At 37.3% G+C, this 23,714-nt stretch carries 8 protein-coding genes and 2 pseudogenes; 8 read left to right on the forward strand and 2 right to left on the reverse strand.

Translation table 11 applies throughout. From position 1 onward, the window contains the following. The first annotated feature begins 449 nt into the window (after window positions 1–449). The 4 genes and pseudogenes from DQW11_RS05820 (at window position 450) to DQW11_RS05835 (ending at window position 11,179) form a co-directional block, all read left to right on the forward strand. Window positions 450–7,250 carry a fibronectin type III domain-containing protein gene (locus tag DQW11_RS05820; RefSeq protein WP_157966044.1) on the forward strand — a complete coding sequence of 2,267 codons (6,801 nt, stop codon included), beginning with the start codon at window positions 450–452 and terminating at the stop codon, window positions 7,248–7,250. Between the two features lie 585 nt (window positions 7,251–7,835). Continuing rightward, window positions 7,836–8,657, forward strand: coding sequence for a hypothetical protein (locus DQW11_RS05825; protein WP_157966045.1), 822 nt, complete (start codon window positions 7,836–7,838; stop codon window positions 8,655–8,657). Between the two features lie 281 nt (window positions 8,658–8,938). Next, window positions 8,939–9,853 (forward strand): annotated as a pseudogene (locus DQW11_RS05830) (IS1595 family transposase). A 213-nt stretch (window positions 9,854–10,066) separates the two neighbouring features. Further along, entirely contained in the window at window positions 10,067–11,179 is a 1,113-nt protein-coding gene (locus DQW11_RS05835; protein ID WP_113923018.1) for a glycosyltransferase family 4 protein, read from the forward strand. Between the two features lie 405 nt (window positions 11,180–11,584). Here DQW11_RS05835 and DQW11_RS05840 read toward each other — a convergent pair whose 3' ends face one another. Then, on the reverse strand, window positions 11,585–12,529 hold the full coding sequence (locus tag DQW11_RS05840) for a glycosyltransferase family 2 protein (RefSeq protein WP_113923019.1): 945 nt from the start codon (window positions 12,527–12,529) through the stop codon (window positions 11,585–11,587). Between the two features lie 301 nt (window positions 12,530–12,830). Beyond that, window positions 12,831–13,758 (reverse strand): annotated as a pseudogene (locus DQW11_RS05845) (IS1595 family transposase). Window positions 13,759–13,988: 230 nt separating this feature from the next. Between DQW11_RS05845 and DQW11_RS05850 the strand changes: the two are divergent. The 4 genes from DQW11_RS05850 to DQW11_RS05865 all read left to right on the forward strand — a co-directional run bounded on the left by DQW11_RS05850 (window position 13,989) and on the right by DQW11_RS05865 (window position 23,709). Beyond that, window positions 13,989–18,881: a LamG-like jellyroll fold domain-containing protein gene (locus tag DQW11_RS05850; protein ID WP_113923020.1), complete on the forward strand. Its 4,893-nt coding sequence runs from the start codon at window positions 13,989–13,991 to the stop codon at window positions 18,879–18,881. A 556-nt stretch (window positions 18,882–19,437) separates the two neighbouring features. Next, the gene (locus tag DQW11_RS05855) at window positions 19,438–20,553 is read left to right on the forward strand and encodes a glycosyltransferase (RefSeq protein WP_113923021.1); all 1,116 of its coding nucleotides are present in this window, start codon (window positions 19,438–19,440) and stop codon (window positions 20,551–20,553) included. A 231-nt stretch (window positions 20,554–20,784) separates the two neighbouring features. Beyond that, on the forward strand, window positions 20,785–21,687 hold the full coding sequence (locus DQW11_RS05860) for a glycosyltransferase family 61 protein (RefSeq protein WP_157966046.1): 903 nt from the start codon (window positions 20,785–20,787) through the stop codon (window positions 21,685–21,687). A gap of 288 nt (window positions 21,688–21,975) precedes the next feature. Beyond that, complete coding sequence (locus DQW11_RS05865) at window positions 21,976–23,709, forward strand: hypothetical protein (RefSeq protein WP_113923023.1); 1,734 nt, start codon at window positions 21,976–21,978, stop codon at window positions 23,707–23,709. The last annotated feature ends 5 nt before the right edge of the window (window positions 23,710–23,714 follow it).

The raw sequence follows: 23,714 nt of genomic DNA on the forward strand, positions 1-23,714 counted from the left end.
TCCCTGTGCAAAACCGGGGTCGACCTTTCAGATGTTCTTGAATGTTGCTCTAGGTCTCACTCCAATGATTTTCAGTTTTAAATAGGAAATTTTGGGATCATTTGGGTAAGTGCATTAATGGGGCTACACCATTTCTTGATTCTCCACAATGAAAGCTTTTCGTTCATTTTGAAAAATTGGTTTCATCCCTGACTTAGGGAGAAGGTTGTTGTAACTGATTTTTTATTTTTTGTTTTATATGGAGAAAATTGGTTTAAAATGTGAATTATTTGGTTTGTGCATCAAAGTTTTGGAAAAGAAATTCTATCCAGCAAATTTGGAGTCAGGGTTTGAATCTTTTCGACCCATCTGAACGCTTGATCACCCCATCAAAGCTATCAGATTTATTGATCAAACAGACTTCCAAAAGTCTGCAGGAAAAACTATGTCCTGAAGTTAAATCTTGACTTATGAGCCCTACTGCTATGATGTATTTTAAAAAATTGGCCCTCCTATTATTTTTCATTATTCCATCAACCCTGAGTTTTGTTTTTGGTCAATCTATCCCCGCATTTCCAGGGGCTGAAGGATTTGGTAAATTCAGCAAAGGTGGACGGGGAGGAAGAGTATTTATTGTCACCAATCTGAATGATTCCGGACCGGGAAGCCTGAGAGAGGGCATAGAAGCATCCGGAAAACGGACCATCGTCTTTGAAGTTTCAGGAACCATTGCATTGCAATCCAATTTAGACATCAGGGCGGGGGATGTACACATTGCGGGACAAACTGCTCCGGGTGATGGTATCACACTTAAAAACTATTCTTTCAAAATTAAAAATTCAAGCAATATTACCATACGGTTTATCCGGTCAAGAATGGGAAACTCTTCGAACATTGATGATGATGCCCTAACCATCCGGAGTGATACCGATCAACCTATCCCAAGTAACATCATCATTGACCATTGTTCCTTTTCTTGGGGAGTAGATGAAACTCTTTCCATTGGAAATGGGAAAAATATTACTGTTCAGCATTGTATTGTTGCAGAGGGCTTAAATGATTCAGTGCATGAAAAAGGCCCCCATGGTTATGGTGGGATTGTCTCCGGGCAAAATATTTCTATTTTTAATAATTTAATTACTCACTTTACAAACAGAAATTTGCATTTTCAAAAAGGCAGCAAATTTTCCAGGTCCGAATCCCTTATTGACTTTAGGAACAACACAATTTACAATTGGTCATTCAGGGCAAGTGACGGAGGTTTTGAATCCAATGTAAATTTAATTTCAAATTATTATAAGGCCGGTCCTGCTTCACAAAATAGAAATGGATTCCCTAATCACTTTTTAAACCCTACAAGTATAAATGAAGATCGTGGTACTTATGGCTTATTTTACTTAGAAGGAAATATTATGACCAACAGGCAAGAGGTCTTGGATAATCAATGGCTTGGGGTAAGGCTTGAATCTGGAATTCTTACTGAGCAATATTTGGATCAACTTAAACACAAAGATCAAAATGGGAAACTTATCCCCTTTACAATTCCGGTGGGAACCTATTCTAAAACACTATCCGCTGAAGGTGCCTATAGCCAAGCCTTACAACATGCCGGTGCAAGCTTAGTAAGGGATGCCGTGGATAAGCGCCTGGTGGAGGAAGTCCGAACCGGCACCACCACCTTTAAAGGTTCCCAAACCGGTATACCCGGCATCATCGACTCTCAACAAGACGTAGGAGGGTGGCCGGTATTGAAATCTTTGCCTGCACCAAAGGATACTGACCGTGACGGTATGCCAGATACTTGGGAACTTGAAAATGGTCTAAACCCTGTAACTGCAGATAACAATGGCTATAAACTCAGCAGTAGTTACACCAATATTGAAGTGTATATCAATAGTCTGGTCAAAAATATTTCTGAATTTGATGCCACTACCCCACCGGCTGTTCCCCAACTAGAAAGCCCTGTCAATTCCGCAACCGGAATAGCTACAAACTCCATCCTTAAATGGAAAAGTGCCGCCAATGTTCAAACCTACCATCTTCAAGTCTCCAAGACCCAAGATTTTGGCACCTTAGTTACCAACATTGAGAACCTGACTTCCCTTCAATATTCGGTTCAAAATCTTGAACTCAACACCCAATATTTTTGGAGAGTACGGGCTAAAAACAGCAATGGGACAAGTTCATGGTCAAGTATCTGGAACTTTAAAACAATAACCTCCCTTTCCATCCCTGAAATCCCCAAGCCAATCAGTCCCATAAATGGGAGCAAGGATATGTCAAATACCCAGCTTCTCCAATGGGGTCCGGTCAATGAAGCCAAAACTTACCGTGTACAAGTGGCAAAGGATGAAACTTTCACCACTATCCTTTATGACATTTATAACTTAACAAGTCCAAGTATAGAAATTAAAAATCTGACATTGGGGACTTCTTTCTATTGGAAAGTATTGGCCACAAATGATGCAGGAAGCAGTAGCTTCTCAACTCCGTGGACTTTTACCACCATAATCAACAACATTACCGAAACCATACCGGTAACAGGTATTTCTGTCAGCCCAACAAAAGCAAGCTTGGGAATTTCTAAAACTTTGCAAATAACCAGCACCCTTTCCCCCTCAAATGCAAGCAATAAAACAGTTACATGGACTTCCTCTGATCCAACTATTGCACGAGTTAGTTCCACTGGATTGGTTACAGGGATAAAAAGTGGTTCTGTTAATATTATTGCAAAATCGCAGGATGGAAATTTTACCTCCACTTCCCAAATCACGGTATCAAACAGTGTGACTTTGGGTATTTCGGGATTTACCTTGGTCAATGCCGATTCTGATTCGGACATCAGCGCTATTTCCAACGGGAACATTATAGATATTAACCAAATCAAAGGGATCAATTTAGATATCCGAGTAAATACAAACCCTTCGACCGTCGGCAGTGTATCCATAAAATTGACCGGTCCTGTCAATGAATCAACTACAGAGAGTGTAGTCCCCTATTCCCTTTTTGGGGACACCAGGGGAAATTATAATGGAAAAATCCTACCGGAAGGAAATTATACCTTAGAAGCAATACCCTACTCAGATCCTGATCTGACCGGAACAAAAGGAAATCTTCTTTCAATTGATTTTACGATTGGGCAAAAAGTTATCGCCCCTACTTCTCCAACCTTAACAAGTCCCACCAATAACAGTACAGGACTACCCACAAACCCAAAATTATCCTGGTCTACCGTTTCCAATGCTGAAACATACGCTGTGGAGGTTTCAAGAAATTCTGACTTCAGTATATTGGTTTCAAACAGTAAGTTGTTAACGACCAATGAAGTAAGTATTTCAGGATTACTAGAGGATGTTTTGTATTATTGGAGGGTAAAAGCCACCAATTCAGCGGGTAGCAGCCCCTATTCCACCGTCTGGAATTTTAGGACCATAAAGCCGGTCGCTCTTCCCGCTGTTCCAACTCTTGTCAGTCCTGCCAATGGGGCAAAGGACTTGTCCACTTCCGTCACATTACTATGGAGTGCTGTGGTGGGCGCAAAAACATACGGTGTTCAAATTTCGAAGGAGAGCAATTTTGCAAGCCTAATCTTGGACAATACCGCAGTAACTACAAATTCTTTACAGGTCAATAACCTGCAGGCGGGGGTTACTTACTTTTGGCGGGTCAGAGCTTCAAATGAAGGCGGTAACAGTATTTTTTCGGCTTCTTGGACCTTTTTGACGAAGGCCAACTCTACAACCATTCCTGTTACAGGAATTTCTCTTAGTCCAGCCACCGCTACTCTGGAGATTTCCAGGTCCTTGCAGCTTTCTCCTCTTGTTTTACCAACTAACGCGACCAATAAAACCGTAACATGGTCTTCTTCGGACCCAAGCATTGCTACAGTGAGTGCCACAGGATTGGTGACAGCGGTAAAAAGCGGTTCTGCGAGGATCAGTGCCAAAACCTTGGAAGGAAATTTTATGGCGAATTCCCAAATAACTGTTCCGGTCATGAATCCCTCGGGCATCATTACAGGATTTACTTTGGTCAATGCTGATTCGGATTTGGAAATTGGCCCACTGACGGACGGTGCTCTATTGGATATCAATGTGTTTCAGGGGGTGAATATAAACTTCACAGCCAAAACAAACCCAAGTTCTGTCGGCAGCGTTTCTATCCAATTATCAGGTCCAAGCAATTCCTCCATCACTGAAAATGTTGCCCCCTATACCTTATATGGAAATAAAGATGGCGATTACCAAGGCAGCAAGCTTGGAATAGGAGACTATATCCTAGAAGCAATTCCGTTTTCAGGACCCAATCTTGGGGGAACAAGAGGTACCTCTCTCAAGATCAGGTTTACAATTGGTCAGAAAGTTGTAGTGCCTACAATCCCACAGCTCAGCAGTCCCGCTGACAAAAGCACGGGGATTGCTACTACCGTCAAACTTACATGGGCAGCCATCTCCAATGCTGATACCTATGGCCTTGAGATTTCAAAAAATCTTGATTTCAGTTCTTTGGTAGTCAATAACAACTCCCTTACAACAAACGAGTTTACAGTTTCAGGTTTGGAGCAAGATACCCCATATTATTGGAGGGTGAGGGCAACAAATTCTGCAGGAACAAGCCCCTACTCCACAGTCTGGACATTCACAACGATCAAACCTATCCCTGTACCTGCTGTACCGAGTCTTCTAAGTCCTTCCAATGGGGCAAAAGACCTTTCGGTTTCACCTAGTTTACAATGGACTTCTGTTTCCGGGGCGAAAACCTACCGAGTGCAAATTTCAAAGGAAAGTAATTTTGCCATTCTTTCCCTAGACAATGCCGCTGTAACCTCAAATTCACTTCAAGTCAACGGCCTACAAGATGGTGCAACTTATTATTGGAGAGTAAGTGCTACCAATGAATCGGGCAGCAGTAGCTATTCTTCTGTGTGGAGCTTTCAAACCAAACTGGCATTGAACCCTCCAACAGCCCCTGTCTTGACCAGTCCATCCAATAATGCAACGGGGTTGGCTACTACCTTGAAGTTGACCTGGAATGCAGTAACCACAGCAACCGGATACACCCTTGAGGTTTCAAAAAATCCTGATTTCAGCACTTTGGTTATTGATAATAAAACTTTGACAACCAACGAATTTACGGTTTCAGGATTACAGGAAGATACCGCTTATTTTTGGAGAGTGAGGGCATCAAACTCAGCAGGAAACAGCACCTATTCTGCAGTCTGGACTTTTAGGACGATCAAACCCGTAACTATTCCTGAAATCCCCACTCTCCTCAGTCCTTCCAATGGGGCTCAAGAGATTTCTATTGTTCCGAATTTAGAATGGAAATCGGTAACCGGAGCAAAGACCTACAGGGTTCAGTTGTCAAAAGACAGTAATTTTGGGACTGTACTCCTTGACAATGCATCGGTGACTGTCAATTCTTTAAGGATCAATGACCTTGAGGAAGGGGTGACCTATTATTGGCGTGTGAGTGCAGGCAATGAGGCAGGAAATAGTGCTTTCTCTACTATTTGGAGTTTCAAAACAAGAATTTTGCTTGATCCCCCAATTGCTCCAACACTTGAAAGTCCTTCCGACCAAAATACCGGATTAGCAACTACCTTGAAATTAACCTGGTCACTCATCTCTGAGGCGGATAAATATGGCATAGAGGTCTCCACCAGTCAGGATTTCAGTTCCATAATTTCCAGCAACTTTGCCCTCACCGATAATGAGTTTACTGTGTCAGGATTGCAGGAGGAAACAAAGTATTTTTGGAGAGTAAGGGCTTCCAATTCTGCAGGGGTGAGCGGATGGTCTCCAACTTGGTCTTTTACCACAAAAGAGAAAATCAATCCTCCCTCCGCTCCTATTTTACTCGGGCCAAAAAATGAAAGTGTTGGTTTGACGGGAAATACAGTATTTACTTGGACCAAATCGGAAGGTGCAGAAGTCTATGGCATACAAATTTCCAAAGATGCAAGTTTTACCTTGATGCAATTTGAGGTGTCCAATATTGAGGCACAATCATTTGAAACCAGTAGTTTAGATAAAGGAGTAACTTATTATTGGAGGGTATTTGCAGGCAACGAAGCAGGGCGCAGTGAATTTTCTGAAACTTGGAAATTTGAAACATTAGGAATTCCTGATATCCCTGTATTGGAAAGTCCTAGTAATGGGAAAAAAGATTTGCAAATCAATCCGAAATTGATGTGGAAAATTGCGGCAGGTGCTGATTCATATAGGTTACAGGTTTCAAAATCAAAGGATTTCTCTCAAAACATCGTTGATAACAGTAATCTATTGGAGACCTCTTTGACTATCCAAAACCTTGAGGAAGGAATTACCTACTATTGGAGAGTGAGGGCTACCAATATTGCCGGAAACAGTGGTTATTCGCCTACTTGGGAATTTTCTACTGAAAAACCTATCAAAGCTCCGACTGCACCTATCTTGGTCAGCCCGACTTCAGGCACCATTTTGACTATTGATAATATAGCACTTGAATGGAAACCTGTAGTAGATGCAGAAAGGTATCAGGTACAAGTTTCCAAATTTTCCAATTTCAGCCAATCAATTGTATTTAACAGCAATTCAATCACCACCAACACTGTTGCACTTGAAAGTTTGGAACCGAATCAGGTATATTTTTGGAGGGTTATGGCGATCAATATAGTGGGTACCAGCCCCTATTCGGCAGTTTGGAACTTTATAACTGCACCGCTTCCAAGTTTGGATTCCCCAATATTGAAAAGTCCTGCTACCAGTGCTGTGGTAGATACCACTTCGATAGCATTTGTATGGGAAGCCGTGACAGAAGCTGAAAATTACCGATTGGATGTGTCGTCAGACAGTACTTTCAAAACCAATGTGAAGAGTTTCTCTCAAATCTTGGATACAAAATTCACTTTAGATAGCCTTGAAAGGGAAAAAATATACTATTGGAAAGTAACTGCCAATGGAAAGCGGCCATCCAGTGAGTCGGCAATATGGAAGTTTGAAATAGGAAAAGACAAGGCATTGCTTGTGGCAAAATTCTCCCCAATCACGATCAAAACCTATCCAAATCCATTTACAGACATAATTAACCTGGATTTTTCAAGGCCAATAGCCGGAGAAGTGACCATTACTATCTTCGATAGCAAAGGAATACCTGTTTTCGAAAGTGAAGTTACCGATCCAAAAGAAAGCATCACCCTTGAAATTCCCCAAGGACTCCCTGACGGCATTTATGTCATAAAGGTACAGGCTTTTGGGGTGATGGAAAGTAAGAGGGTGGTTAAGCACTAAGAATGGAAAAGAAATGATTTGGTTTATTTGGGATATTGTTTTCTTAAAAAAAACCCGAATTGAATTGTAAAAAAACGGAGAAAAGACAGGTTCTTTTCTCCGTATAATTCAATAGAAGAAAAAATCTTTACAAAGGAATATTTAAAAAAAGACAAAGCTCCATAAATATGAGCCATAAATTATTCATGGAATAGGAGGTTTTTAGTTTTACGAATAAATTTTTTTAAAGAACTAACTATTTATCAGGATTGTTGATTTATTTTTATAACCACTTTCTGATAACATCATTTTTATTTAAAATTCAAATCAATTTGTAAATAGTTTAAAATATTTAACCAGTTATATGTTGTATAACTTTTCAAGATTATTCATAAACTTAATAATTATTTTATCCCTTCCGATCAATTATTGAGAAATAATTTCTGAATAGCGGTTTCACTTACATTAAAAAAAATATTCAAACCAATAAAAAAGAGAAAAGCATTTAAATTATTTTCGCTAAATATGTGGGTAATAGTTTTTTCAAAAAAAGCAAAAGAACCATGTTTCAACTTTTATAAAAGCCAAAGCCATATTCCTCAAACCATGAAAAACATCAAGTTAAACCTCACTTACCAATACCTTCAAGAGATCAAGTTAGCCCATGCTGTGATGGAAACTGACTTTGATTTTTTTGTTGAACCCGAATTCGACATTAGACTTCAAAGATTGACTGAGCATTTTGGCATTAAGTACCACGTCATCACTCCCAATGACAATGTATTCGAAATACAAGATACCCTGATTGCCCATAAGACCATAGTACCTGAAACTAAAATCGGAAATATTTCCAGGCCTTTGATCCTTCCCCATGCGATGTTTGATTATTGTATGAGTCTTTGGCCAAAAGAGCGGAAAATCAAATATGCCTTCATCGGAAAATTAACCAAGCAAAGACAAGTTTGGATGCAGTCATTTCTTTCAAGCAAGATTAAAGGATATTTAAGTCTAACCGGGAAAATTAAATATGATTATAAAATTTTTACTTTTCTGAATAAAATGTTTAAATTTTCTGAACCTGTATTAATGACCGCTTCGCTCAGGGGAAGGCAGTTTCCGGGCAAATCTTGGGATGATGAATATTTTCAGTTGCAAGCGAAAAGCCAATTTATCATTTGCCCCTCGGGAGATGTCGGCTGTCCATGGACATATAGGTTTTTTGAAGCTATGATTTGTGGAGCAATCCCAATAGTAGAAACTGTCTCTCCCTGTTATGCCCCGTACAAATTTTATATGGCAGACGAAAATCCAAAAAATTTCGTATATGATCAAGAGATTGTCAAATACAATTTTGAACAATGTAAAAAACACTTAACGGTGCCCGTTGATGAGTTGTCACAAGAAATAATCAGATTAATTTACGATTAAAGTATCAATCTTAAGAATGAATGAGACTTTTAGCAGAAGTCTCTTTTTTTCATTTATTTACTTTTTACAGAATTTAGATTTTCTCTACCTGAAATACTATTGATCACAAACAATTGATAAATCTTTCAAAGAGATATTTACTTATTTATGGAGCAAATTTTTGTTTATGTATATCCGTAATTACACCAGTAGGCAAATAAATTTAAAGCGACAAATAGTGACAATTGCTATCTGTGATCATTCGGTCTCTATAAATTGGGTCAAATTAAACTGTTTTGACGATGAATATTATCAACTTCATCAATCGATTTCCTGATGAACCCACCTGTATTGAATTCATTAAAATTCAAAGGATTAAACAGGGGGTTGTCTGTAAAAGATGCTCATGTACCAAGCACTATTGGCTTGAAAACAAGAAGTCTTTCCAATGTTCTTCCTGTGGTTTCCGAACCAGCATCAAAAGCGGAACCGTGATGGAACACAGCAACCTTCCAATACGTGTCTGGATGCTTGCCATTATATTCATATCTGCGACAAATAAAGGTTTCAGTGCTGCGGAGCTTCAAAGACAATTGGGTCTGAAGCGATACGAGCCTGTTTTTAGGATGTACCATAAGATCAGGGTTGTAATGAGAAAACGGGATGATAGCTACAGGTTAGAAGGTATGATTGAATATGACGAAGCCTTTGTTGGAAAGTCAGTCAGTGATAAAACTAAAGGTAAGCGAAGCAGAGATAGCCAAAAACAGTCTAAAGTAGCTGTTATGGCTGAATCCACCGTTTTGGAGGACCCTAACTCGGGTTAACTTGAAAAGAGCTGTCGCTATTTCAAGATGAAGAAAGTAAAGAACTTGGAGGCTAAGACCGCCCAGGTTTTAATCAAAGAAATCATTGATAAAAATACTGTACTTCAAACAGATAAGAGTACCACCTTCTCAGATCTGGGTGATTGTATAATTGTTCATGTCAGAGAAATCTCCGGCACGAAAGAAGGCAACTTTAACCTCAAATGGGTTCATATTGCCATAAGTAACTTTAAGAAGCACCTGCAAACATACCATATAATAACTCAGAAGATGATGCAGAACTATTTAAACGAGTAATGTTACAAGCTCAACAGAAGATATTTCGGTCAAAAGCTTTTTGACAGACTCATCATTGATTCAATTTATCCTTACTGGCATGATTGCGGATAATCATATTATTGAATAACCGGATCCGTAAGTAAAAAAAAAAGTTATTCTCCATGATGCCTTTAGAAAATTTCTAGGCATTTTTGCTTTGAAAAAGGGCCTAAAGCCTAATCGGATAAAAGCAACTTTTATGAACTTCTAGAATTAAATTGCTTATTTAATCTTGATTAAGGAGAAAAGCCTTTACAATAGCATCCAAATAATAATTAGAAATAAATGGCAAGATTTTTTTTTACACAGATTGGAAATGTTGAAATGATTGTAAAGGGGGGGAAACCGTTAGGTGGGGCAGTAGTGGCCACTCAGGTGTGGATGAATGCATTACACGATCTGGGACATGAGGTGGTATTGGCCAACTATGAAAATGACAAAAGGGATGTTTTAGAGGAATATTCATGGATAGAGATTTGCCCTGTCTACCACCAACATAAAGGAATTCCTGTTCTGAGATGGCCAGGTTACCGGTTACCAAAGTTTTTTAAAGCATTAAAAAAATGCAATTGTGATTATTTGGTGGAATCAATTCCCACTTGGAATTCATTTTTCGTTGGGGTGTTATGCAGGATATTGAAAATTAAGCAAATTATCAGGGTAGCAAATGACAACATGCTTGATCATAGGATTAAGTTAACCCATAGTTTTTTTGAAAGATTTTTTATTGATTTGGCTTTCCGACGGGCTACATTCATTCTTGTGCAAAATCAATTTCAATTTGAAAAATTAACTAACAGATTTCCAAAGCAAAAAATTGTCAAATTCTCAAATCCTTTTATAATTAATACTGGTTTTTTGAAAGTTAAGCCTAAAATGGAAGGCTATATTGCTTGGGTAGCAAATTTTCGACGTCAAAAAAATTTGGAGTTACTGTATAAAATTGCATTAACCTTACCATTTGAAAACTTTAAAGTCGCAGGTTCGCCTAATTCAAGCATTGATAAGGAAACCTCATTTTTTGTTGATAAACTTAAGACACTTTCCAATGTAGAATTCGTAGGCCTAATCCCTAGGAATGAAATATTTTTGTTTTTTTCTAAATCCAAATTTTTGTTAAATACCTCAAGGTATGAAGGTTTTAGTAATACATTTTTGGAGGCCATGATTACAGGTACCCCTATTCTCACCACAAATCATGTTAATCCTGATGGTATTATTGACCGTTTCGATTTGGGTTTAATCTATGAAAATGAAGGAGATCTCCAAATAAAGCTGAATGCCCTATCTGAAGCCAACTATATGAAGAAATCAAACAACTGTATCGACTATATTCAAGAAAACCATAATCATTTAACTTTGGGTAAGTTACTCCTTGAATTTTTGAAAACCAACTAACAGAAGTTTAAATCAGAGTTAAAATAGGATTTCTTTACTTTTTTTTAAAGCAGTTAAAAAACAATAATGTGGTTAAAAATTGTTGGTTATTTTGATCAAAAAAATCTGTAAAGAAAAAAATAATCTCCCGGGGACGCCTTACGAAATTTGAGCCTATAAGTAATATTATTTGCTAAAACTTGGTTTACTCCACTTTTATGCTTCATTCTTCTCGGATTATGTTCACAAAATTTTTTGATCTGGCCGGTTTAATTTAAGATTAAAGGTCAGTTTTCCTTAATTTTTTCCTAATACAAAAAACCTTATTGAAACGGATTTCATTAATATACTTGCTAAGTTAAATATCAGGGCTTCGTAGATAGTTTAAACAACAATTTATTTTGACCATTGATTTAAAAACATCTATTAGTATATATATTTGAAACAACTTTTCACGTACTTTCTAAAATACAAACTCCTTTTACCATCCTTAAAAAACCAATGTAAAAATGAAAATGGGAGGTTTAAAAACAAATCGATCAATAGCATTTTGGGATTTAGTTTAGATATCACATCTTCTATATCCTCTTTATTTTCAGGAGCTTTGAAATATTTAGCAATATGTATCCTAAAAAATTTCGATCTAAAATAATCAAATTGCTTTTTTGTTTTTTGGTCTTTATAAATAATTTTTTTTGTATAGGCCGGAGAGGCTATGACTTTTAAGATTGATCGACTAAAAGTGAAATTTCTTTTGGTTAAAGCGGTGGGATCATCTTTTTCATAAAACACCGCTTTGTCATCACAGAATGCAGCGCCACCAAAAAAACAGATGGCCCTAAACCACACATCAAGGTCCTCCCCTCTTGTAAGATTTTCATTGAAGCCCGGTTGACATTTAAAAAAAGATGAATCCATCACTACACAAGAAGTGAGAAAGGGAGAGCGATCTACGTATTTCATAAAATAATCTTCAATCAAGTAGAATTCACCCTTTGGTTTGACCAATTCAACTATGTCTGAGGTTTTGGAAGTTCCCCAAATTCCAGCATGAGGGAAACTCTTAATTCCTTTTGATATTAATTCCAAATACTCCTCTTGCCAAAAGTCATCAGCATCCAAAAATGCTATATAAGACGATTTTGCTTTTGAAATTGCATAATTCCTCGCTGCTGAAACTCCCATATTTTCTTGGGTATATAATTCCACCTGAGAGCTGAACAGCTTTTTAACCAATTCAACCCCATCATCTGTAGAGCCATCATCCACCACAATAATTTCTGAAGGCTTAAAAATCTGATTGAGGGCAGAATTTATTGCCCTTTCTATAAACTGGGATTTATTGTAAAGAGGAATGATAACAGAAAACATAAAAGAAATTTTAATTTGAATTAAAACACAGAGTATGGGGCTACCAAGTTAGAATTAGTATGCTATTATTTGTTGAATTGGAAGTGTTAATTAAATAAAAAAAATTGGAGTAGGGAAGTCAGTAATCTGTGCGTAATTAGCCCTGACGGTAATGTTAATTTAAAATTAATAAAACCAAGAATCCAACTTTTTGAAAAAACACCAAAAATAAAGCGTTTCTTTTTGATAAAAATTTTTTAAATATTTGGGTCTATCACATGTTTAAAGGGCATCAAGTCACTTTTTGAAAAAAATAGTCTGACTATTCGGTATTTTGCACGTAAGGATAAATTGAAGCCATAATCAATCTAATGAATAGCTTTTCACCAAAATATCTTCTGTTGAGCTTATAAATCAAATTCATCAAGGTAATTTTGGAGATGCTTTTCACTTACCATATGGTATATTCCAAGTATATTCTTTTTGAGATTGCTTATTGCCACATGTACCCAGTTTAAATCCCCTTTTGTGGTGGATGCAGACGATTTCACCATAATTTGGTTTTCGACCATCTTTTCAATGTTCATGTAAGCCGGGTTTTTATCTGTGAACAACACTGATTTTGGATTTATGGAATCTCCTATAAATCCTTCTATAGATTCAGAAGTTACGTCCCTAAGTATTTTCATCTTGAAAAACTCACAATGACGACTTTTTGAACCTGAATCAGGATCTTCCAATGGTTTAGGTTCGGAAGCCATTGCCACAATAGCTTGCTTTTGGCTCTCTTTACCAGACTTTAAATGCTCCTGAATTGCCTTTTTGGTAGATTTTTCAACATAAACCTCATCAAACTCTATCTTTTCATTGAGTAGATACAAACCGTCTCTTTTCCCCATTACTGTTCTAATTTTATGCATAAGGTTGAATGCTTTTTCATATGTCGTCAAACCTAACTGACGCTGAAATTCAAGACAGGAAAAGCCCTTTATGGTAGCTGACATCAAAAGAAACGCGGTAAACCAAGTGTGTAGAGAAAGAATGCTTGATTCCATGACTGTTCCTGCTTTTAGTGATGTCCTTCTCCTGCATTTATTACATTCAAAGAATTTCTTTCCTGAAAACCAGTAATGTTTTGATATTATCTGACAGGTCTTACAATTGATACCGGTCCTTTCCCTGTGGAGTTTCAGATAATATTCACAGCTCTCTTCATTTGGAAAATGTGTGATAAACTCGAAGATGGTCATGGCTTTATATATTTTTTTCCTAGAAACATCATCGAATCCACTCACAAAAACCATAGACACCAATTGACAAACTATATTTGGCTGCGTGTAGGATTCCTAAGGGGCAGATAAAAAAAATTAAAAATATTTTCCAAAAGTGCTTTCGGCAAGATTTTTGTAATTGAAAAAAAATGAATTCTAAGTTTCTTAGAATAAGTTAATCATTTGTAAGCCCTATTATATTGTAAGCCATGACAATCTTAAATCAAAGATTACTATTCATCTATTTTTTATTCTTTTTTCAATCTTACCACTTCTCACACACCGCTTTTGGTCAAACTTATCCTCCTTCTGATTTTGATCCCAACCGCAGTCAAACTATCGCCTTTCCCGGTGCTGAAGGATTCGGAAAATATGCCACAGGAGGCCGCGGAGGTCAAGTCCTAAAAGTCACCAACTTAAATGACTCAGGTCCTGGAAGCTTGAGAGCAGCTTTAGAAACTAGAGGGCCTAGAATCGTAATCTTTGAAGTTTCAGGAAATATAAAGTTAAAATCAAATATTACAGTTTACAATTATAATCTAACTATTGCCGGGCAAACGGCACCAGGTGACGGAATTACCATACAAGACTATGCAGTTATTTTTACAGAATCTGAAAACGTAATTGTACGGTTTATAAGGTCAAGACAAGGGAGTTTAGCTGGTGTTGCTGGAGATGCCATTTCAATTAGAGATGTGAAAAATTTCATTTTAGATCACTCCTCTTTTTCATGGGGAACTGACGAAACCTTGTCAATTGGAAGTGGTGAAAATATATCCATCCAAAATTGCATCATTTCAGAGGGACTTAACGATTCCGTCAATCCAAAAGGTAATCATGGCTATGGATCATTAATAGGGGGTGCTAATATCTCTTTAATTCACAATCTATGGTCCGGCTTTACTCTTCGTAATCCTTCATTTTCCGACGCCGGAAACAATGGTACTATTGATTTTAGAAATAATGTTATCTATAACTGGCAAACAAGGTCGAGTGACAATGGACCAAATTGTAAAGTGAATATGGTAGGGAATTATTACAAACCAGGTCCTGCATCAAAAGCAACAGGGGGGTGGACTCCAAACTATTTTTTAAATGCAACCATGCTAAATAATGACCCTTCCACCTACGGGAAATTTTTTTTGGAGGGTAACAAGGTTGTAGGCAGGACTATTGTGGATTCCAACCAATGGGAAGGTGTCAGGTTGGAAACAGGGACTTTGACCGATCAATATTTGGAACGGTTGAAGAATAAAGACCAAAATGGAAAATTAATCCCTTTCCCTATTCCCATTGGACTTTACAGTATCACCCGAACCGCAGATGATGCCTATATCAATGTACTCAATAACGTAGGCGCAAATTTATTCCGTGATGCAGTAGACCAGAGGATTATTACCGAAACCCGCAACGGAACCACAACTTTCAAAGGCTCCAAAACAGGCTTACTCGGCATTATTGACAGTCAAAATGATGTGGGTGGGTGGCCTATTCTTAAAAGCCTTACTGCGCCTGTGGATACTGACCAAGATGGAATGCCTGATGCCTGGGAAACGACCAATAAACTCAATCCAAACCAATCCAATGACCGGGAGTATAACCTCAGCCCTTATTATACCGATATAGAGGTGTATATCAATTCTTTGGTGGCTGATCAGGTCAAAGCACAATATCCTGCAACACCGCTTGTCGTGACACCCTTATTGCCAACCGCAAATGCCAACAACATCGCCCCTTTGGATATTAGCTTTGCATGGGAACCAGTTCCCAATGCAGAAACCTATCAGATCCAAATCTCCAAATCTTCTTCCTTTAGCAGCGGAAACATTAGCCTTTCCAACCTCAAAAATGCCAGTATCGTTTATCCGCAATTGGATGTCAACAGCACTTATTATTGGAGGGTTCGAGCCGTCCTGAATGGAGTAAGTGGCCCCTACTCCGTTTCCAGAAGCTTCCAAACCAGTTCTCTTAGTGCTGTTCCAGGAGCCACGATTTTACTTCAACCAAGTTCTAATGAATCGGAAGTAAGCCTTTCTCCTATTTTTTCTTGGGCCAAGGTTCCAAACTCCCAAAGTTATCAAATCCAGGTATCTTCAGTTTCCGATTTTTCTGCATTAGTCGTGAACCAAAGTGAGTTGTCAGAAACAAGTTTCATTGGTTCAAACTTGGCTGAAAACAAAACATATTATTGGAGGGTAAGGGCAAGAAATGCAAATGGATCCGGAAGTTATTCCAATGTAGGAGTATTCAAAACTGCATCATATTCCAATGTCCCAAGTGTTGTTATACCTATAAGACCTACCAATGGAGTCATTGTCAATCCAGTAAATATCAAGCTTGAATGGAATCCAGAAGCCGGTGCTCAATCCTACAGGGTTCAAATCTCTACAAACAATGCATTTAGTAGCACCATCCTTGACAAAATAGGAATAGTAGACACCTATTTGGATATCCCAAACTTGAAGTCCAATACTACTTATTATTGGAGGGTCCTTGGAATAAACCGAACAGGGACCGGTTGGTATGCTTCAAACTTCTCTAGCTTCCGAACAAGCCCATTTACCCAAACACCATCTCAAATTGTTCTAATAAACCCGGTAAATGATTCCAATTTATTTTCAACCTCCATTGCCTTTTCGTGGAATGGGGATCCCATTGCCCAAAATTATACCTTCCAATTGTCTACCAATGAAAATTTTACCAGTTTTGTAGCCAATATATCCAACCTAACCTCTACTTCAAGGACAGTTTCTAACTTGCAACCCAATACCCAATATTATTGGAGGGTATGGGGCACCAATGATGCGGGAAACAGTCCTGTTTCTGAAGTCCGAAAAGTAAGGTCTGCCACCTATTCAGGAACCCCTTTGGCAACCACCTTGGTAAGCCCAGCCAATAATGCGGTTGTAGTTTCGACTGACATTCAATTTAGATGGCAAAACCAACCCAATACTGAATTTTACCGTTTAGAAATTTCCGAATCAATTACTTTTAGTTCATTAGTATTCACGAAAACCTCTATTCGCGGTACTTCTTGGCTAGTCCCCTCTTTGACAGCCAATAAAACCTATTATTGGCGGATTAGGACTTCAAATCCTGCAGGCACGGGGAGAAATTCAGAAGTTTGGAAATTCTCAAGCAGTACAGGTAGCGTCTCTTTGTCCCAACCAGTTCTTAAATCACCCACTAATACAGCTGTCAACCAAGCTACCAACATGAACCTGTCATGGAACGCAGTCCCGAATGCCACTGCTTATGATGTCCAAATCTCAGAATCCAATTTATTTTCCAGTATTGCTTTTTCCCAAAGTAATCTTGCCTCCTCAAATGCCACGTTTGCCAACCTTTTGGAAGACAAAACCTATTTCTGGCGTGTCAGGGCCAAAGCGGGAAGCACCAATTCCAACTGGTCAGACTCTTGGAATTTCAGTACCCAAGGACAAATTGGGACCTCTACTTTAGACGCAGGTTTGGTAGGTCATTGGACCATGGAGGAAGGTAGTGGTACACGCCTCCTTGATCAATCGGGTAAAAACAACCATTTAACCTTTCAAAATTCGACAGGGCTCCAATGGGTGACCGGAAAAAACAGTAAGGCAGTCGCACTAGATGGACAAACAAATAGCTTTGCTACCCTGCCCCACAACAGCAGCCTTCAAATCTCAACCGGCTTGACTATTTCAGCATGGGTAAAGCCTAACCTTTTACATAGAGGTACCATTATGAATAAATCCGCTGGAAATGGCTTTGAATTTTGGTTTGATCTCGATGGACAATTGGAATTTAGACTTAACCGAACCAACAATGGTTCTACATATCGTATCCGCTCCAACTTTAACTATTCCTCCTCTCTTAAAACCTGGGTACACGTGGCGGCAACCTTTGACGGCAGTACCTGCAAAATTTATATTAATGGTATAGAAGATAAATCCATCACCTATAACCCATTCAGTATCGAAACCACCACAGGAAATTTGATTGTGGGGGCCTTGGGGTCAATCCAACGTTGGCAAGGTGCTATGGATGAGCTAAGGCTATATAACAGGGCCCTCAGTTTACAAGAAATCAATCTCGCCCTCCAAAATAACGAACTCTTGGAATCCAAACTTTCTAGCCCTGTGGATTTGGCCGGACATTGGAAACTTGAGGAGGGAAGTGGAAACCAATTCCTAGATGATTCTGAGAATGTAAACCACGGTACTATTGTCAACACTTCCGGCATGTCTTGGTCAGGTGGAAAGCTTGGGTTGGCAGTCAACCTGACAGGATCTTCTAACCAATTTGCGCGTGTACCCCATCATCCCAGTTTGGAGCTTTCCAAATCCCTTACCATTGCAGCTTGGGTCAAACCTAACATTTTACATAGGGGTACCATCGTCAGCAAATCAGCAGGAAATGGTTTTGAACTGTGGCTGGATTTAGACGGTAGCATAGAATTCCGCTTGAACAGGACCAACAACGGGTCAACCTACCGTATTAGAACTCCTTATAATTATACCAATAGTTTAGGAAAATGGATCCATGTAGCCGGTACTTTTGATGGACAAACTATCAAGGTATATATCAATGGGGTTGAAAATATCAGCAGAACCTATGGCTCCCCTTTTGGAATCGGAACGCTTTCAGGGGACTTGGTTATTGGGGCATTGGGAACCATTCAAAGACTTAATGGAAGTATGGATGATTTGCAAATATACGGTAGCGCACTCTCTGCTTCTGACATCCAAGCTCTTATGGCACAGAACAACGTTTTCAGGATCAATGATCAAGACATGGATAAAAACCTGATTTCAAACGCTACACAAGCATCTACTCCCCAAAGTTTGGAAGGAAAAGACCCATTAAAAGAAGAGTCCAAGGCTATGCTTTATCCAAATCCTGCCCAAGATGCAGTCACTGTAAGTCCACTTTGGATAGAAGCAGGACCTTTGCAAGTTGCCATTGTAGATTTGAATGGCAGAACTGCCATTGAGAAAATTATGGAAGTAATTAACTATACTTTGGAAATTGATATTTCCGAATTACATTTAGCACCGGGTTATTATATTCTGATCCTTCAAGATACCCAACATAGAGAAGTATTTAAATTTATAAAAAAATAAAGGTTGATTGTATAAGGTTTATAATAGTTTAGTTTTTCTCAAATAAACTTGTATGTGACCTATTTTGATTCTTTGTTGATGATCGTAAACAAAGATTAACAACTATTGAAACCTAACCCTTATTTCCATTTGTTAGGGTAATCGTTTTCAAAAGCGGTTTTTAAACTTTAAAATGAAAAATAAAATTCAAAAACTTGGGTTTATGGTTTTTTCCATAAACCCAAGTTTATTTTAACTGGAATAAAAATCTCCGCACCCGGTCGCAAGGCAGTTTGAAAATAAAAAAGTAAATCTTTCTTTCAATGAATCGACAAACAAACACGGATGGTTGGAGCTTATTAAGATGAACTAAAGTAAATGCTTTTATTGATTTGTGGGAGAAGGAAAATACGCACCATAGTTAAAAGTGTTCTTTAAAGTAATAAAAAAATTCTTTTACAAATTGGATCGAGGATCAATTCAACAACGAAATCAGCATCTTGCTAAAAATTATATTAAGTTCTAAATTACCTTATAGGATTTTAGTTAAAACCTAATCAGAAAAAAGATTAAAAAAATGGCAAAATTTTTATTTACCCAATGGCAAAATGTAGAAATGGTTGTCAAAGAGGGAAAGCCCTGGGGAGGTTCGGCAGTTCAAACCTTTAATTGGATGATCGCCTTTCATGAACTTCATCATGCTGTATTGTTGGGGAAACGGCAGGAAGACAATAGGGAATTAGCTGACCAATTCCAATGGGTGGAATTGGTGCCGCTATATGACTCCAGAAAATTAGGGGGAAAAATTGCCTGGTTTTTTCATAGGTTTCCCTCCATATTTAGGATGCTGAAGAAAAACAAGCCGGATTTTATCTATACTTCTATCCCCAATTGGACAACGTTTTATATTGTATTGATGTCCCGGTACTTGGGCATCAAGCATATTATCAGAATTGCCAATGACCCTGATGTCAATAAATCCATGATTAAGGATTATCCGAAATCTTACGAAATTCAGATCAACCTTGCTTATAGGTTTGCGGATTATATCCTAGCGCAAAATAATTTTCAGTACAATACTTTATTGAAAATTGTCCCTCCGGAGAGAGTATTAAAAATATCGAACCCTATTGTTATCAATAAAACTTACCTTAATCCCAAAAAAACCATCGCGGGCTATATCGCGTGGATTGCTAATTTTAGATATCAAAAAAACTTTTCCCTTTTGTATGATATCGCTAAAATGTTTCCTAATGAGAAATTCAAAGTGGCAGGTCAACCCCTATTTCCCTTGGATGCTGAAACCGAAACCTATTTTGACAAGTTAAAAAAACTACCAAATGTGGAATTTGTTGGGGTAATATCACGCGATGAAATCTTAGATTTTTTGAAAGAAGCCAAATTTTTATTGAATACTTCAAGGTATGAGGGATTCAGCAATACCTTTCTCGAAAGTATGTTGACAGGAACACCCATATTAACAACAACCCAAGTCAATCCGGATGGCATTATTGATAACTATGGATTAGGGTTAGTCTACGAAAACCAAAGTGATTTGCTTTTAAAATTTGGGCAGTTAAGCCAAAACGACTATTTGAACCTTTCACAAAATTGCATTGCTTACGTCAAGGAGAATCACGACCATATCCTGCAGGCGAATAAGTTATTTGATTTTTTGAATATTAGTATATAATTTCTAATAAAATTGCAGATTCCGCTTTATAGAAAATTAAAATGGTCCATTATTGCCATCTTTCTTAATTTTAAAGTGAAATAGATCTTAAATTACATGGTTTTTAAAACAAAAGTTATGGAAATTATTTATGCCAAAAGTGATGTTATCAGGGAAAAACCCAAAAATTTCGACCCAAAGGATGAATTACTTTTTCAAAAAGTATGGAATTCAATCAAACCTGAATGTCATTTGCTTAAAATTGACAATATCACAGTAGTAAAAGACATTTTGTTGGATAGCAATAGATTTATTTTTTACGATAAATATTCTCATGCAAACGGCTATAAAAACTACGCAAAATTCAAAAAAACTGTACGCTTTTTCACCAATAAAATAACCAATAAAACTATCAAAATTGAAAAAGGCATTTGGATAAGTGATACCTGGAGCGGTAACTATTATCATTGGTTTATGGATTGTATCCCAAGGTTATTGATGGCTGAAAATTATTTAGATGACCATGTTGTTATTATTCCGGAACGGTTTCAATCCTACTCATTTATCAAAGAATCTTTGGCATTTCTGAGAAGAAAGGCCATATACGTTAAACCTAACATCAACTATAAGGTATCCCACGCCCTTCTTCCAAGTGAAATTGGTAAAATTGGTCAATACCGTATTGAACTATTGGTTAAGCTCAAGGAAAAATTTGTAAAGGATGCGGATACTGTTGTTGGCAAGAGAAAGGTCTTTATCATGAGAAGACCTGCGAAAGCAAGGAATATTATCAATAAAGAGCCAATGATTGAAATATTAAATGAATTCCAATACGAAATCCATTATTTTGAGGATTATAACCTTTTGAAACAAATTGATATCATTAAAGAAACCAAGATTTTGGTTGGTATTCATGGTGCAGGGTTGACGAACATGGTTTTTATGCCAAAAGGGGGAACAGTTTTAGAGTTTAGGAATGAAGAGGACGGATCGAAATTAGTGAATTGCTTTTTCACCTTGGCAGCAGAATTAGGGCTTCATTATTTTTACACCACCAACAAAAGTACGGATAAATTAACGAACAAAGGGGATTTTGACATTGATCTCTTAAAACTCAAAAAAACGTTGAAATTATTGGACCAAATTAAATCTTGAATTTTTTCCCAATGGTATTTAAAGTGGGGCTTGAAGGTAATATCCATATTAAAAAATTCATTTTGAAAAATTTCATATTTTACGTTCCACAGCTTCCAATATATTAGTTTATCTATTGTTTTTTATTATCTGAAATATTACCTATATCCTAATTTGAATATTATAATTTTTTGGAAGAATTTATATGTTGCATAAAAAACCAATTGTAATTCCTGTTATTTGAAAAAATGTTGAATTTTAATTTTAACTTCACGTGTATTTTACTGTCACCGTAAGATTTATATTTTAATGTCAAAATTTTTATGGATTATTTCAAGAAATAATCTACCTGTAGAAACCGAGAAAAGGATTTTATCAATTTGTGAGGAACTAGCTCCCACAAATATTATTCCTAATGAACCAATTATCCACTTGTCAGACTATGTCGCATTCGGGATATCAAATCCGAAAAACAATGTCAATATCCAGTCTAACAGTCTATTGGTTGGAGCTTTGATAGGAAATTATGAGAACTGGTATCAACCGAACACGGATCACCCTGATGGTTCTTATGCCTTATTCCGGGAAGACTCATCCCACGCGGAAATAATTTCTGATCCAGCAGCTTCAAGGACAATTTGGTATTATTTTGAAGAAAATCTACTCATTGCCTCGACTTCGCAATTGGCAATTGTAAGGTATTTAGGGAATTTTGAGATCAATCATGATGTAATTCCGTGGATGCTTTCTTCAGGAACATTAGGACCTTTTCTTTCTTGGGACAAAAGATTACAAAGAATAATGCCTGATTGTTCTATCATATTGAATAAAAGAGATTGGATTCTGGAAAAGAAAACAAAACAAATTGTTTTCAAAGAAGGTAAAGGAGGTGATTTGGACCAAGAGAACCAACTTAAGAAAACTTTACAAAAAATATTTGAGAACTTAAAGCTAAATTATGCTAACTGGATCCTTCCCCTATCTGGTGGCTATGACAGCCGTGCATTACTTTATTACTTCAAAGAACTTAAAAATGAAAAAATCAAATCTGTAACATGGGGTAAACAAGACGCTTTGAATGATCCAAATAACGATGCCTACATTGCCAAAATACTTGCTATGGAAGCACTTATTGGACACACTTATTTTCAAACCAATTTCTCCAATGAGGATGTGGATGAACTAATCAATAAATTTGTCAAAAACGGAGAGGGAAGAATAGACTCTATTTCCGGCTACCTTGATGGATTTAAAATCTGGGAAGACCTTCACAGAGAAAAAGTTCAAGGAATTTTCAGAGGAGATGTAGGCTGGACTTCAGATAGAAAGATTCATACCTATTTTTCAGCAAGGAAAGCAGTTGGACTGACATTCATAAGCGACTACTCCAATCTACAAAACTTCTCTAAAAATAGACCAATTAATCAAACTTTACCTGACTATCTAATGAACTACCCCGGAGAAAATCCGGAAATTTGGAGAGATAGGTTGTATCATTCTTTTAGGATTCCAACTGTTTTAGCATCATTAGCCGACCTTAAATTAGGTTATGTAGAACAAGTCAATCCTCTATTGTCACGGGACTTACTTGAATTGATCCGAAAACAACCTACTCGTTTGAGGAAAGACAAAAAACTATTTAAAAAAATTGTAGATTCAATGTTTCCAAGCATTCCTTTTGCCAAAAACAGTGCTTTGGAACCTGTAAATAATTTCCTGCATTATCCTTATATAAAGGACTATTTAAGGGAAAATCTTGATGTGTTGAAAGAAAATGAAATTTTTGATAAAAATTATATCAACAGAGTGATTGAAAACATTTTGGATAAAAATAATTCTGGTCCTAAAAATAAAAATAACCTAATTTTAAAATTCAAAAGAATAATATTTCCTCCTACTATAAAACTATACCTGAAAAAGATTTTTCAAAAAAAATCAGATGTTAAAAGGACAGAAATGGACTACCACTTAATTGCTTTTAGAATACTTTTAATCCTTAAAACTTTTGAATTATTTGACAAGAAACCAACCACAAATCCATAAATATC

It is taken from the genome of Cognataquiflexum aquatile (assembly GCF_003316845.1).
In the GTDB taxonomy this organism is placed as follows: domain Bacteria; phylum Bacteroidota; class Bacteroidia; order Cytophagales; family Cyclobacteriaceae; genus Cognataquiflexum; species Cognataquiflexum aquatile.